The following is a 13,534-nucleotide window of genomic DNA, read 5'->3' on the forward strand; positions in this document are numbered from 1 at the left end:
TCCCTGAAACGCAATACAACGGTCCCCCATGCTTGAAAATTTTCGTGCTCACGTAGCCGCACGCGCAGCGCTCGGCATTCCTCCTCTGCCGCTGACCGCCCAGCAAACCGCCGAACTGGTCGAATTGCTGACGAACCCGCCCGCCGGCGAAGAGCAGATCCTGGTCGATCTGATTACCCACCGTGTGCCCGCCGGCGTGGACGAAGCCGCCCGTGTGAAGGCGGGCTTCCTGGCCGCCGTGGCCAAGGGTCAAACGGCCTGCGCGCTGATCTCGCGCGCCCGCGCCACCGAGCTGCTCGGCACGATGCTGGGCGGCTACAACATCCAGCCGCTGATCGAATTGCTGTCCGATGCCGAAGTGGGCGTCGTGGCCGCCGATGCGCTGAAGAACACCCTGCTGATGTTCGATCAGTTCCATGACGTCAAGGAACTGGCCGACAAGGGCAACGCCAACGCCCGCGCCGTGATTCGAAGCTGGGCCGACGCCGAGTGGTTCACCAGCCGCCCGGAAGTGCCGCAAAGCCTGACCATCACCGTCTTCAAGGTGACGGGCGAAACCAACACCGACGACCTGTCGCCGGCCCCGGATGCGACCACCCGCCCGGACATTCCGATGCACGCGCTGGCCATGCTGAAGAACGCCCGTCCCGGCATCACCCCGGAAGAAGACGGCAAGCGTGGCCCGGTCAAGTTCATCGAGTCACTGAAGGAAAAGGGCCATCTGGTCGCATACGTGGGCGACGTGGTGGGTACCGGCTCCTCGCGCAAGTCGGCCACCAACTCGGTGCTGTGGTTCACCGGTGAAGACATTCCCTTCGTCCCCAACAAGCGCTTTGGCGGCGTGTGTCTGGGCGGCAAGATCGCCCCGATCTTCTACAACACGATGGAAGACGCCGGCGCCCTGCCGATCGAGCTCGACGTGTCGAAGATGGAAATGGGCGACGTGGTCGAACTGCGCCCGTACGAAGGCAAGGCGCTCAAGAACGGCGAAGTGATCGCGGAGTTTCAGGTCAGGTCCGAAGTCCTGTTCGACGAAGTGCGCGCCGGCGGCCGCATTCCTCTGATCATCGGTCGCGGACTGACGGCCAAGGCACGAGAAGCGCTGGGTCTGCCCGCATCGACCCTGTTCCGCCTGCCGCAGCAGCCCGCCGACAGCGGCCGGGGCTTCTCGCTCGCCCAGAAGATGGTCGGCCGCGCCTGCGGCCTGCCGGAAGGCCAGGGCGTCCGGCCGGGCACGTACTGCGAACCGAAGATGACCTCGGTCGGCTCGCAGGACACCACGGGCCCCATGACGCGCGACGAACTCAAGGATCTGGCGTGCCTGGGCTTTTCGGCCGACCTCGTCATGCAGTCCTTCTGCCACACCGCCGCCTATCCGAAGCCGGTGGACGTGAAGACGCACCAGACGCTGCCGAACTTCATCAGCACCCGTGGCGGCATCGCGCTGCGTCCGGGCGACGGCGTGATCCACTCGTGGCTGAACCGCATGCTGCTGCCCGACACCGTGGGCACGGGCGGCGACTCCCACACCCGCTTTCCGATCGGCATCAGCTTCCCCGCCGGTTCGGGCCTAGTCGCCTTTGCGGCGGCCACCGGCACGATGCCGCTCGATATGCCTGAATCGGTGCTCGTCCGCTTCAAGGGCAAGATGCAGCCGGGCGTGACCCTGCGCGACCTCGTCAACGCCATTCCGCTGTACGCCATCAAGCAAGGCATGTTGACGGTTGCGAAGCAGGGCAAGAAGAACATCTTCTCGGGCCGCATCCTCGAAATCGAAGGTCTGCCCGAGCTGAAGGTCGAACAAGCGTTCGAATTGTCGGATGCGTCCGCCGAGCGTTCGGCCGCCGGTTGCACGGTGCACCTGAACAAGGAACCGATCATCGAATATCTCAACAGCAACGTCACGCTGCTGAAGTGGATGATCGCCCAGGGCTACCAGGACCCGCGCAGCCTGCAGCGCCGCATCACCGCAATGGAGCAGTGGCTGGCCGATCCGCAACTGCTTTCGCCGGATGCCGACGCCGAGTATGCAGCCGTCATCGAGATCGATCTGGCCGACATCCACGAGCCGATCGTGGCCTGCCCGAACGATCCGGACGACGTGAAGACGCTGTCGGAAGTCGCCGGCGCCAAGATCGACGAAGTGTTCATCGGTTCGTGCATGACGAACATCGGTCACTTCCGCGCCGCGTCGAAGCTGCTGGAAGGCAAGCGCGACATCCCGGTCAAGCTGTGGGTGGCTCCGCCGACCAAGATGGACCAGAAGCAATTGACCGAGGAAGGCCACTACGGTGTTTTCGGCACCGCCGGTGCGCGTACCGAAATGCCGGGCTGCTCGCTGTGCATGGGCAACCAGGCACAGGTGCGCGAAGGCGCGACGGTCATGTCGACCTCCACCCGTAACTTCCCGAATCGTCTGGGCAAGAACACGAACGTGTACCTCGGCTCGGCGGAACTTGCGGCGATCTGCTCGCGCCTAGGCAAGATCCCGACCAGGGACGAGTACATGGCCGACATGGGCGTGCTCAGCGCGGACGGCGACAAGATCTACAAGTACATGAACTTCGATCAGATCGAGGACTTCAAGGAAGTGGCCGACACCGTGAACGTGTAAGTGTTCTTGTCGTAGCGCCACGCAACGGCGCCGCGGGCTGAAGCCTGCGGCGCCGTTCTTCTTTTCGGGACGAGGAGATTGACGCGCCTCGCATCACATGAGTACCGTTGGAGTTCTTGCGGATACACGGCAACCTGGAGCAATCAGTGAAGAAAATCCTCATCATCGGAATTGGCGCAGGCGATCCGGAATACGTCACCGTTCAGGCGATCAATGCGATGAACCGGGCCGACGTGTTCTTCGTGATGGACAAGGGCGTATCGAAGGCGAAGCTCGTCCAGGTGCGCAAGGAAATCATCGAGCGATACGTCAAGGAGCGGGGCTATCGCATCGTCGAGGCAACGAGCCCCGAGCGTCAGCGGGACGTCGCGAGCTATGTCGATGCAGTCGAAACGCTGAATCACGAGAAGCAGATCGTGTTCGAGCGCCTGATCGAGGAAGAACTGCGTGACGGCGAATGCGGCGCATTTCTCGTCTGGGGCGACCCGTCGCTCTACGACAGCACGATGCGCATCGTCGAAGCCATCGCCGGCAGCGGACGGCATCGGTTCGAGTATGAGGTCATTCCGGGCATCAGCAGCGTTCAGGCGCTCGCGGCGAAACATCGTGTCGCGCTCAACACGATCGGGCGCGCAGTCGAGATCACGAACGGCAGAGGCATCGCCGAAGGTTTTCCTAAGAATGTCGATAGCGTCGTCGTGATGCTCGACGCGCAGAATGCGTTTCGACAGGTCGCGGATGAGGATCTCGATATATTCTGGGGCGCCTACGTGGGCACCGATGACGAGATTCTCATAGCGGGCCGGCTGCGCGAAGTGATGGACGACATCGAACGCGTGCGCGCCGAGGCACGCGCACGCAACGGCTGGATCATGGACACGTATCTCCTCAAGCGACGAACGCAGCCGAAAAACTGAACGAAAACAGCAGTGAAGTTCGATCCGCGTCGGACGATCAGGCGCCCTGCCGCAGGCTTCGTGCGGCCGCGACCATGTTCTTCTGCGCGGGAATGACTTCATCCCACTGACGCGTCTTCAGGCCGCAATCGGGATTCACCCACAAGCGCTCGGCGGGGATGCGCTCCGCCGCCTTCTTCATCAGATCGACGATGTGCGTCTCGCTCGGGATGTTCGGCGAATGAATGTCGTACACGCCCGGCCCGATCTGGTTCGGATATTCGAAGTCATTGAACGCGTCGAGCAGTTCCATGTCGGAGCGCGATGTTTCGATGGTGATGACATCGGCATCCATCTCCGCGATCGACGCGATGATGTCGTTGAACTCCGAATAGCACATGTGCGTGTGGATCTGCGTCTCGTCGCGCACGCCGTTGGCCGTGATACGAAACGACTCGACCGCCCAGCGCAAGTACTCGTTCCACTGCGAGCGGCGCAGCGGCAGGCCTTCGCGCAGCGCGGCCTCGTCGATCTGGATGACGCGCACGCCAGCCTTCTCGAGATCGAGCACCTCCTCGCGAATCGCGAGCGCGAGTTGCTGACACGACACCGAGCGCGGTTGATCGTCGCGCACGAAGGACCAGTTGAGGATCGTCACCGGACCGGTGAGCATGCCCTTCATCGGCTTGTTCGTCTGCGATGCGGCGTACCCGATCCACTCGACGGTCATCGCCTTCGGTCGGCTGATGTCGCCGAAGAGAATCGGCGGCTTCACGCAGCGCGAGCCATACGATTGCACCCAGCCGAACTGGCTGAACGCGTAGCCATCGAGCTGCTCGCCGAAGTATTCGACCATGTCGTTGCGTTCGGCTTCGCCGTGCACGAGCACATCGAGACCGAGCGCTTCCTGTTCCTTCACGGCGCGCGTGATCTCACGCTCCATCGCGGCCTGGTAGCCGGCGTGATCGAGTGCTCCCGCCTTGAACCGGCTGCGCGCGCGGCGGATCTCGCCCGTCTGCGGAAACGAGCCGATGGTCGTCGTGGGAAAGGCGGGCAGGCCGAGGATGGCTGCCTGCTTCTTCGCGCGCTGCTCGTAGGCGCTCTGACGCTTGCCGAGGGCTGCGTCGATCTTCGCGATCGCGGCCTTGACCGCGGGATTATTCACGCGCGGCGACTTTCGACGGCGCTCGATCGCGGCGGCGTTCGCCGCGAGCGCATCGGCGACCGAGCCGCGGCCGTGGTTCAGCGCGCGGGCCAGCACGTTCAACTCATCGAGCTTTTGCAGCGCGAAGGCGAGCCATGATCTGATGTCGGCGTCGAGCGTGACTTCGCTGTTCAGATCGACCGGCACATGCAGCAGGGAGCACGACGGCGCGATCCAGAGGCGTTCACCGAGTTGCCGATGCAAAGGCTCCAGCCAATCGAGCGTCGCATCGAGGTCGCTCTTCCAGATGTTGCGGCCGTTGATCGCGCCAATGGACACGATCGCGGTCTCGGGCAGGTGCCTCACGACTTCATCGATCTCATCACGCGCGTTGATCGCATCGATATGCAGGCCGTCGACCGGCAGCTTGCATGCGAGCGGGAGGTTGTCCTGCAATTGCCCGAAGTACGTTGCGAGCAACAGGCGCACACGTCGCGCCGACAGCGCATCGTAGGCGGTGACGAACGCATCGCGCCATTTCGCATCCAGTTCGGTGACGAGCGCCGGTTCGTCGATCTGCACCCAGTCGACGCCTTGCGCCGCGAAGTGATCGAGCAGCGCGGCATATACCGGCAGAATGCGCGGCAGCAGCGCGAGCTTGTCGCTGTCATCCTTCGCCTTGCCGAGCCACAGATACGTCACCGGGCCGATGATGACGGGCTTCGGATTCACGCCCTGAGCGCGCGCTTCGCCGAGTTGTTCGATGAGGCGCGACGCGTCGAGCCGGAACTGCGTGTCCGCTTCGAACTCCGGCACGATGTAGTGATAGTTCGTGTCGAACCACTTGGTCATCTCGCCAGCCGCGACGCCGCCGCAACATGCGGCGTGGTCTTGCGCGTCCTGCGCCGACCGGCCGCGCGCGACGCGGAACGCGTTGTCCAGCGCATCGCCGTGAAAACCACGCACGCGCGCCGGCAGGTTGCCGAGCGTGAAGCTCATATCGAGCACCTGGTCATAGAACGCAAAGTCGCCGACGGGCACATGGTTCAGATGCGCCTGGTCCTTCCAGTGGCGCGCGCGGAGCCCGGCGCCTTCGGCCTTCAGCGCATCCCGCGACGATTCGCCTTTCCAGTACTTTTCGAGTGCGAACTTCAGTTCACGCTTCGCGCCAATGCGCGGGAATCCCAGGTTATGTGTCGTGACCATCGTGCGATGTCGTCCGTAAAGAATAGATCGTTGCCGATGATAGAATTTTTGACGTATGAATAAAAATGGATTGTTTTCATACTTCGATTAACTTTCTTCATGGAGCGGCGATGCTGGAACGCAGCCATCTGATGGTCGTGCGGGAAGTCGAAAAGCAGGGCTCGCTGACCGCCGCAGCCGACGTGCTGAATCTCACGCAGTCCGCTTTGAGTCACACGGTCAAGAAGCTGGAGCAGCAACTGGGCACGCCGGTCTGGACGCGCGAGGGCCGCAGCATGCGGCTCACGCAGGCGGGGCATTATCTGCTGGGCCTTGCCAACCGCATGTTGCCGCAGTTCGAGCAGGCCGAAGTGCGCATGAAGCAGTATGCGCAGGGCGAGCGCGGCACGTTGCGCATCGGGATGGAATGTCATCCGTGTTATCAGTGGCTGCTGAAGGTCGTGTCGCCTTATCTCGCCCGCTGGCCCGATGTCGATGTGGACGTGAAGCAGCGGTTTCAGTTCGGCGGCATCGGCGCGCTTTTCGCCTTCGACATCGACGTGCTCGTCACGCCCGACCCGCTCAGGAAGGACGGATTGAAATTCTCACCCGTATTCGATTATGAGCAGGTGCTGGTCGTGGCCGAAAACCATGCGCTGGCTTGCGCGGACTATGTCATGCCTGAGCAGCTTGCGTCCGACGTGCTCATCACCTATCCGGTCGAAACGGATCGGCTGGACATCTACACGCGGTTTCTGACGCCGGCAAATGTGGTGCCGAGACGTCACAAGGTGATCGAAACCACGGACATCATGATGCAGATGGTGGCAAGCGGGCGGGGCGTGGCGGCGTTGCCCCGCTGGCTCGCCGAAGAATATGCGGACCGCATGCCGATCACGCCGGTCAAGCTCGGCAAGAAGGGCATCGCGAAAAAGATCTACCTCGGCGTGCGCGAGGCCGATCGGTCTATCGACTATCTGGCGGCATTCATCGCGTTGGCGCGCGAGGCGGATTGGGCGCAGTCGCGCGCCCGCGCGTGACGGTGAGCCCGAAGGCACGAGCAAATAACAGTTGACCGCACCCGTTAACCAGCCTATAACCATCCATATGGATGGCAACAGGAAGGAAATCACGGATATGGCGAAACAGGAAGGTTTTGACGCCGGACGCTCCCGAGGCGGCGAAACGGAAAAAATTACGATCAACCTAGGTCCTGTCGACCTGGGTCAGATCGACCTGCTCGTGGAAGAAGGCTTTTATTCGAACCGGACGGATCTGATCCGAACGGCGATCCGTAACCAGTTATCGGTTCACGCGCTGGTCGTCAAGGAAACGGTGACGCGACGCGAACTGGTGCTGGGCCTCCAGTACTTCTCCCGGCGGGATCTCGAAGCGGTGCGCGCGGCGAACGAGCGGCTCAATATCCAGGTTCTCGGATTGGCCAGCATCGCCAACGACGTATCGCCCGAACTCGCCCTCGCAACGATCGACTCGATTCTGGTGCGCGGTGCATTGCATGCATCGGCGGCTGTCAAGGCCGCGCTGGCGGATCGAATCCGCTAATGCCCGCATCGAACAACATACACACGGTAAATAAGATGAAACTCAATGAAGGTTTTCTGGACTCGATGAAGGCAGCGTTTGCGCACTTTCGCGAGAGCGATCCCGTCGCAGCGACGGAGGTGATTCAGCGCGCCTTGCGCGGCGCGCCGGCAAGCGCGGCGCCCGAAGCACCGGCTGCGTCCGCAGCACCGGCAGCACCCGCAGCGCGGGATGCGAAGGAAGAATCAAGGGCGTCGCACATCGCCGACATCCTGCAAAAGTTCGGCCGTGCCAGGCCGCACACAAGCAAGCCCGAAGTCGAAGATCGCGGGCATTTCAGCACGCGCAGCTACTCCGGCGCCGCAGGCCAGCGCAATTACAAGCTCTACGTGCCGAGCGGTTATCGCAATGAGCCGCTGCCGCTCATCGTCATGCTGCACGGCTGCACACAGGATGCAGACGACTTCGCCGCCGGCACGCAGATGAACGCGCTGGCCGAGCGACACGATTGCATCGTCGTCTATCCGATTCAACCGCAGGGCGCGAATCCGTCGAAATGCTGGAACTGGTTCAAGCCCGCCGATCAAAACCGCGAGAGCGGCGAGCCTTCGCTGATCGCTGGCATCACGCGCGAGGTGATGGCAAGCCACAACGTGGATTCGAAGCGCGTGTATATCGCCGGCTTGTCGGCAGGCGGGGCGATGGCGGCAATCATGGCGCAACGCTATCCCGATCTATACGCTGCGGCAGGCGTGCATTCGGGTCTTCCTGTCGCGAGCGCGCACGATTTGCCGTCCGCGCTCGCCGCGATGCGTGGCGGCAAAGGCCGCGCACAGTCGCGCGCGGCGGACGCGCCCAAGTGCCCGCTCATCGTGTTTCACGGCGATGCGGATACGACCGTGCATCCGGCCAACGGTCGGGACCTCGTTCGCGGATTCAGCGTGAACGCCTCCGCGGCCAGCCAGCCGTCAGCCGGGGCGGCAAGCGCGCGCAAGCATACGGTCGCCCATCTGAAGTCGTCAGACGGCGTGCCTGCGGAGCTTTGGACCATCCATGGCGCACCGCACGCATGGTCGGGCGGCAGCCCGCGCGGTTCTTATACCGATCCGTCCGGGCCGGACGCCAGCGCGGAAATGATGCGCTTCTTCCTTGCTCATCCGCGCGGTCATTGAGCGCACGGGGCACTGACACCGCAGCCGGGATCGAATGTCGATACCCGGCGCGACGGTAGTGAATGTTGGCATTGGGTATCCGACGGCATGGCGATTGCGGTGAGACAGGGTGCACCGCACATCCGCCTATTCCAGGAGAATCCCATGGCTGCCAAGACCTTGAATGATCTGTTCATCCACGCCCTTTCCGACGTGTACAGCGCCGAAAAGCAATTGACCAAGGCGCTGCCTAAGCTGGCGCGCGCCGCAACCCATCCCGAACTTGCCGCCGCTTTCACGACGCATCTTGAAGAAACGCAAGGTCAGGTCGAGCGAATCGACCAGGTCGTCGAGGCTTGCGACATCAAACTCAAGCGCGTGAAGTGCGTCGCGATGGAAGGCCTCGTCGAAGAAGGACAAGAACAGATCGAAGAGATCGAAAAGGGGCCGATTCTCGATGCCGCGTTGATCGCAGCAGCGCAGAAAGTCGAGCACTACGAGATCGCGACGTACGGGACGCTCGCGACCCTCGCGAAGAAACTGGGCTACGAGCAGGGGATGAATCTGCTGCTGGAGACGCTCGAAGAAGAAAAGGCCACCGACACCAAGCTGACAATGCTGGCCAAACAAGAGCTTTCGGAAGCAGAGGTCGGGAAATAACGATTACGAGAAGGCGGTCGGGCGCGGGGTTCGCTCGCGCCCGCTCCGCGGCCCCGTTTGAAGGCTTCCAAACCAGTCAGAACGTAGTGGGACGCTGCGGTTTGGTTCATTCGGCAGTCTCGTCCGATCGGGAATGCCAAGTGCGCGTGATGTTCCTGACATCCTGGAGAAGACAATGCGCACACACACAGGAGCCCGGCTACTCCTGGCCGACGACGATAGCGTGACGCTTCAGGCTTGCGCAGACGCACTGGTGCTCGAGGGATTCGAAGTTCGCACCGCGATCGATGGATATTCCGCACTGACAGTCATCCTGAGTTGGCAGCCCGATATCGCGTTGCTCGATATAGAAATGCCGGTCATGGACGGGCGCACGGTCGCACGGAACGTTCGGACCGTGGCTTCAAAAGCGCCCCCCTTGCTGATCGCGCTGACGGCTTTGGACTCTCTTGCGGATCGATTGGCCTCTATTCAAGCGGGATTCAACTATCACTTCACAAAGCCTGTTCAGTTCGAAGCGCTTCTGCGAACGCTCGACTTTCATCTTGACAAGTCGATCAGGCACTTTCCGCCAGTCGATGGCAAGGCCTGACAGCCAATGCAAAAAAAGCGGCCCATCCTCGGGCCGCTTTTGCATTGCTGTTACACCAACCCGATCACGCAGCTTGGCCTGCTCCGAGTTCAGCACCCGTGACCGGGTCGCTGCTGGGATCGGACGCCGTGCGTGCAGCCATGGCTTGCAGCGTTTCGACATCCGCCGGCGTCACCGTTACCGTCGCCAATCCATCGCCGCCATCCACTGCGGGTTGGGGATCGCCGACAAACGTCCACTCCGGTCCGTCGTTCCACGGGCCACGCGTGACTGCCGCGTCGCCCTGCGACATCTTGTAGTAGACGCCCGCGAATTCCGGGAAGCCGGGAAGCTTGCCTTGCGGAAAGTTCGGCTGTATCGAATGAAGGGCTTTTTCGAATGATTTCTGATGCGCGATCTCTCGCGTCATCAAAAAGCCGAGCGTGTCGCGAATGCCCGAATCGTCCGTCACGTTGATGAGCCGCTCATAAACGATCTTCGCGCGCGCTTCGGCCGCGATGTTGGAACGCAGGTCGGCAGTGGGTTCGCCGATCGTATCGACGTACGCGGCCGTCCACGGCGTGCCGGCCGAGTTGATCAAGGCAGGTCCGCCGCCATAAAGCAGGGATGTGGTGTGCGAATCGTTGCCGCCGCCTGTCATCGAGCGATAGAGTTCTGCCTCGCTCTCGACCGCCTCGGCTAGCTGGCCTTTCGCACCCTTATTCAGCATCGCGATAATCGAGCCGATGATTTCCAGATGGCTCAGTTCTTCGGTCGCGATATCGAACAGCAGATCCTTGCGACCCGGATCGTCCTCGCCCACGGCCTGCGTGAAGTATCGGCATGCAGCGGCGAGTTCGCCTTGCGGTCCCCCGAACTGTTCGAGCAACAGGTTAGCGAGACCGGGATTGGGCGCTGCGACGCGCACGGTGTATTGGAGGCGCTTGTTGTGAATGAACACGACGTTTTCCTTTGAAGAAGAGTCTTCGCCATGTGCACGAGACGTCCCGTATTTATCGGACGCTCTCGCCAATGACGATATTTCGCCGAGCAGTCCCGCGCCAGAATTGACGCGGCACGCCTTCTGATGAAGGCGCTCAGTTCTCAAAGCGAAAATCGCTTTGGCGTGGTTAGTTTCAGTTATCGGGTGTCGATAAGACGGGTGCCTGCATCTCGCGTTGAGAGGCGGCACCGCAAGTGGGCTAACGCTTTGCTTTGCGCTTTTTTGCTTTGGCAGGTGTGAGCGCCGCGGTCCAGAAATCGACCACGCCGCGTTTCGCTGCGGCATTCGCACGACCGCGCGCCGAGCCGATCACCGTGTTCGCACCGCTCAACCACATGCTCATGAACGGATTCTTTTTCGTCCAGGGATTTTTCATGGAATGTCCCTCACAAGAGCCAGGGCGAGCGCCATTCAGAGACGCCCGGCAATCGCCCCGGTTTTCACTTACACGGATTTCGTCGGCGTCTTTACGATCGCATCGTCCGCGCTTTGCGTGCCGGGCGGACGTTCTTGCTCCGCCGTCTTGAGACCGGCCGTGCCGGCGCCGACATGCTGGACTTCGACGTCCGTGCCGCGCAAGGTTTCGTTGATGGTTTCCGTGCGTTCGGTTGCCTCGCGGCCTACGACGACCTCTTCGATGACGTGTGCGGTCTTGGCCACCACTGCATGCTCAGCCGTCTCGCGAATTTCCACCGAACCTTCCTTCAGATCGGCGGCCGTGGCGACGCGATCCACCGGCCGGCGCTCGATCGTCGCGTGGGCTTCGCGCAGATTCACGGTCTCGGAAACAGGCGTTTCCGTGGCACGGGAGTAGACGCGCACGCCACCGGTCTCCACTTCGCGCTTGCCCACGTCGAGCGATTCACGCGTCACCGCGAACGCTTTGCGATCCGCGGCAACTTCATCCGGCGTGTAAGCCTTGGCGGTGGAGTCGAAGCCTGCATAGCCATTGCTCTTCCATTGCGCTACGCGTTCATCGATATCTACGGCGCCCGCTTCATGCAGAGTCGAGCGCACCAGTCCGACGTGCGCTTCATCGACCACCGTGACGGTGAGCAATGCGCCGCCGCGTCGGACGGCTTCCTGATAGTCGCCCACCTCGTCCGGCCGATCGTCTGCGCCGAACATATTGCTGAAGAAATGTTCGATCTTGCCGAATACGCCGACTTCGTCCGTCGTCGCGGTCGACGAGCGCGTATCGACCACCGTGCGCTCGCCGGGCACGTTTGCTTGCCCGGTGGCGTGCACCTCCATGTCGGCGCGGTCGAGACCGCCTTGGACTAGGCGCGAGACAGCGGTCTCAGCATCCTGAAACGAGTCGAATACACCTACGATTGCCTGAGTCATATGTAGCTCCGAATATATGTTGGCAGCCTGACGGCCGGCCAGAAATTGAAATCTATACAGCGGGATTTGAAGCGGACTCGCCCACGCCTGAGGACGGTATCGCGGGGTCCGCGATCCAGTCTCCAGCTGATCCGACTCGTCTTTCTACGACGACTTCCTGATGCTGCACCTCGGCGACGTGGACGTCGGACGTGGTGGAGACGACCGTCGTAATACGCAGCTCTTCTCTGAGCATCAGCCGGAGTTCGGTCACCGGCACATACTCGAAGACGGGCACGATCAAGGTGTCGCCCTCTTTGCGCGGAGCGAACTCGGCATCGACGAATTTATTGACTGCAACACGTTCCATCTGCACGGCGGTGCTGTGCAGCAGAACGGGAAGCTCACGCAGTTCGGTATGGGTGATGGTGCGAACGCGAACCGCGCCGGTTTCCTGTTCGTGGGCCGAAAGGGCTAGCCGTTCCTCGCTAGCAGTCAGCGTAGCCGAGTCGCTAGCGAGTTCCCGCATAGGTTCAGCGTCACTGCTCATGTCCGTGCTCCGGTTCGCGAGGCGCGTCGCTCAGTGCGCAGGACGGCTGCGCGGTGCGGTGCGGTCAGTCGAGCGGACGTTATCGTCCTCGTAGGCAGCACCGCCGGCGTCCTCGAACCGCGGCTGATGACGAAAGCCCGCGCCACCCGAAACAAGGGCGATGATCGCGCCGACCACGAGTGCCGCGAAAGAGAACCATGAGGCACGGGCAACGCCGCGCGCTGCCGTGTCGGCCGCCTGGCGCGTATCGGCTTCAGCCTGAGGACTGGAGGCCATGGCGGTCGCCGAGGCCACCGCGCCCTGAACCTGAGCCTTGAGCGAACCCATCATCGTTCCACTGGCGGCGGACGGATTCGCGGCGGCGGTCACCGTCGCGCCTGTCGATGCAATATTGCCCGCGGTGTTGACGGCGCTGCCGACCAGCGACGTTGCACCGTAAGCCATCACGATGATCATCACCGCCCAGGCGAGGAGGCCGTGAAGCCAGCCCAACACCGGCGCGCAACGGCCGGCGAAGTACGAACCGATGAAGACAGCGATGACCGTCATCGCGATCATGTAAGCGCCCGAACCGAACGCGAAGCCGCGCGTGGGGTCGGGCTGAGTGAGCGGCGACAGGACCGACGCTCCGATAGCCGTTCCGAGCACGGTGAGAACGAGGTAAGCGATCAGGGACAGGATGACCCCGGCGATGACGGCACCCCAGGAGATGCGGGGAAGACCGTCTTGTGTAGTGAGCAGGCGCATGTTCGAATCCATATCGTTAGGAAACCGAAAAACATTGAGTTTTCGGAGGTGGTGCTGAGGTTGGTAGCGCAACGGCTATGCCCAGGGGGCGAAGCGGATGGAGCGAGGCCTTATGCGCACGTTCCGTTGCCCGGATGAGCGCAAT

Annotated in this window: 13 protein-coding genes; 7 read left to right on the top strand and 6 right to left on the bottom strand. The window is 62.2% G+C overall.

Annotated elements, in window-relative coordinates:
• The first annotated feature begins 28 nt into the window (after positions 1–28).
• Together acnB and cobF are read left to right on the top strand one after the other, a co-directional pair.
• Positions 29–2,614: a bifunctional aconitate hydratase 2/2-methylisocitrate dehydratase gene (gene acnB / locus NCR38_RS31920; protein ID WP_250478317.1), complete on the top strand. Its 2,586-nt coding sequence runs from the start codon at positions 29–31 to the stop codon at positions 2,612–2,614.
• A gap of 146 nt (positions 2,615–2,760) precedes the next feature.
• Positions 2,761–3,531 carry a precorrin-6A synthase (deacetylating) gene (gene cobF, locus NCR38_RS31925; RefSeq protein WP_250478318.1) on the top strand — a complete coding sequence of 257 codons (771 nt, stop codon included), beginning with the start codon at positions 2,761–2,763 and terminating at the stop codon, positions 3,529–3,531.
• Positions 3,532–3,568: 37 nt separating this feature from the next.
• Here the strand turns inward: cobF and metE are convergent, their stop codons facing one another.
• Positions 3,569–5,860, bottom strand: coding sequence for a 5-methyltetrahydropteroyltriglutamate--homocysteine S-methyltransferase (gene metE / locus NCR38_RS31930; RefSeq protein WP_250478319.1), 2,292 nt, complete (start codon positions 5,858–5,860; stop codon positions 3,569–3,571).
• A 110-nt stretch (positions 5,861–5,970) separates the two neighbouring features.
• On the opposite strand from metE, the gene NCR38_RS31935 reads away from it, so the two are divergent.
• From NCR38_RS31935 to NCR38_RS31955, 5 genes are all read left to right on the top strand, one after another.
• The gene (locus NCR38_RS31935; RefSeq protein WP_250478320.1) at positions 5,971–6,879 is read left to right on the top strand and encodes a LysR family transcriptional regulator; all 909 of its coding nucleotides are present in this window, start codon (positions 5,971–5,973) and stop codon (positions 6,877–6,879) included.
• 97 nt (positions 6,880–6,976) lie between these two features.
• Positions 6,977–7,402: a hypothetical protein gene (locus NCR38_RS31940; RefSeq protein ID WP_061118547.1), complete on the top strand. Its 426-nt coding sequence runs from the start codon at positions 6,977–6,979 to the stop codon at positions 7,400–7,402.
• Between the two features lie 35 nt (positions 7,403–7,437).
• Entirely contained in the window at positions 7,438–8,553 is a 1,116-nt protein-coding gene (locus NCR38_RS31945; RefSeq protein ID WP_250478321.1) for a PHB depolymerase family esterase, read from the top strand.
• Positions 8,554–8,697: 144 nt separating this feature from the next.
• On the top strand, positions 8,698–9,192 hold the full coding sequence (locus NCR38_RS31950; RefSeq protein WP_061118424.1) for a ferritin-like domain-containing protein: 495 nt from the start codon (positions 8,698–8,700) through the stop codon (positions 9,190–9,192).
• Between the two features lie 175 nt (positions 9,193–9,367).
• Complete coding sequence (locus NCR38_RS31955) at positions 9,368–9,784, top strand: response regulator (RefSeq protein WP_250478322.1); 417 nt, start codon at positions 9,368–9,370, stop codon at positions 9,782–9,784.
• 64 nt (positions 9,785–9,848) lie between these two features.
• Here NCR38_RS31955 and NCR38_RS31960 read toward each other — a convergent pair whose 3' ends face one another.
• From NCR38_RS31960 to NCR38_RS31980, 5 genes are all read right to left on the bottom strand, one after another.
• Entirely contained in the window at positions 9,849–10,724 is an 876-nt protein-coding gene (locus tag NCR38_RS31960; protein ID WP_061118426.1) for a manganese catalase family protein, read from the bottom strand.
• Positions 10,725–10,965: 241 nt separating this feature from the next.
• Positions 10,966–11,142 (bottom strand): hypothetical protein, encoded by a 177-nt coding sequence (locus tag NCR38_RS31965; protein WP_250478323.1) that lies wholly within the window; start codon positions 11,140–11,142, stop codon positions 10,966–10,968.
• Between the two features lie 68 nt (positions 11,143–11,210).
• The gene (locus NCR38_RS31970) at positions 11,211–12,113 is read right to left on the bottom strand and encodes a YsnF/AvaK domain-containing protein (protein WP_250478324.1); all 903 of its coding nucleotides are present in this window, start codon (positions 12,111–12,113) and stop codon (positions 11,211–11,213) included.
• A gap of 52 nt (positions 12,114–12,165) precedes the next feature.
• The gene (locus NCR38_RS31975) at positions 12,166–12,642 is read right to left on the bottom strand and encodes a YsnF/AvaK domain-containing protein (protein ID WP_250478325.1); all 477 of its coding nucleotides are present in this window, start codon (positions 12,640–12,642) and stop codon (positions 12,166–12,168) included.
• 30 nt (positions 12,643–12,672) lie between these two features.
• Complete coding sequence (locus tag NCR38_RS31980) at positions 12,673–13,389, bottom strand: hypothetical protein (protein WP_250478326.1); 717 nt, start codon at positions 13,387–13,389, stop codon at positions 12,673–12,675.
• Positions 13,390–13,534 lie beyond the last annotated feature (145 nt).

It is taken from the genome of Caballeronia sp. INML1 (genome assembly GCF_023631085.1).
GTDB lineage: Bacteria > Pseudomonadota > Gammaproteobacteria > Burkholderiales > Burkholderiaceae > Caballeronia > Caballeronia turbans.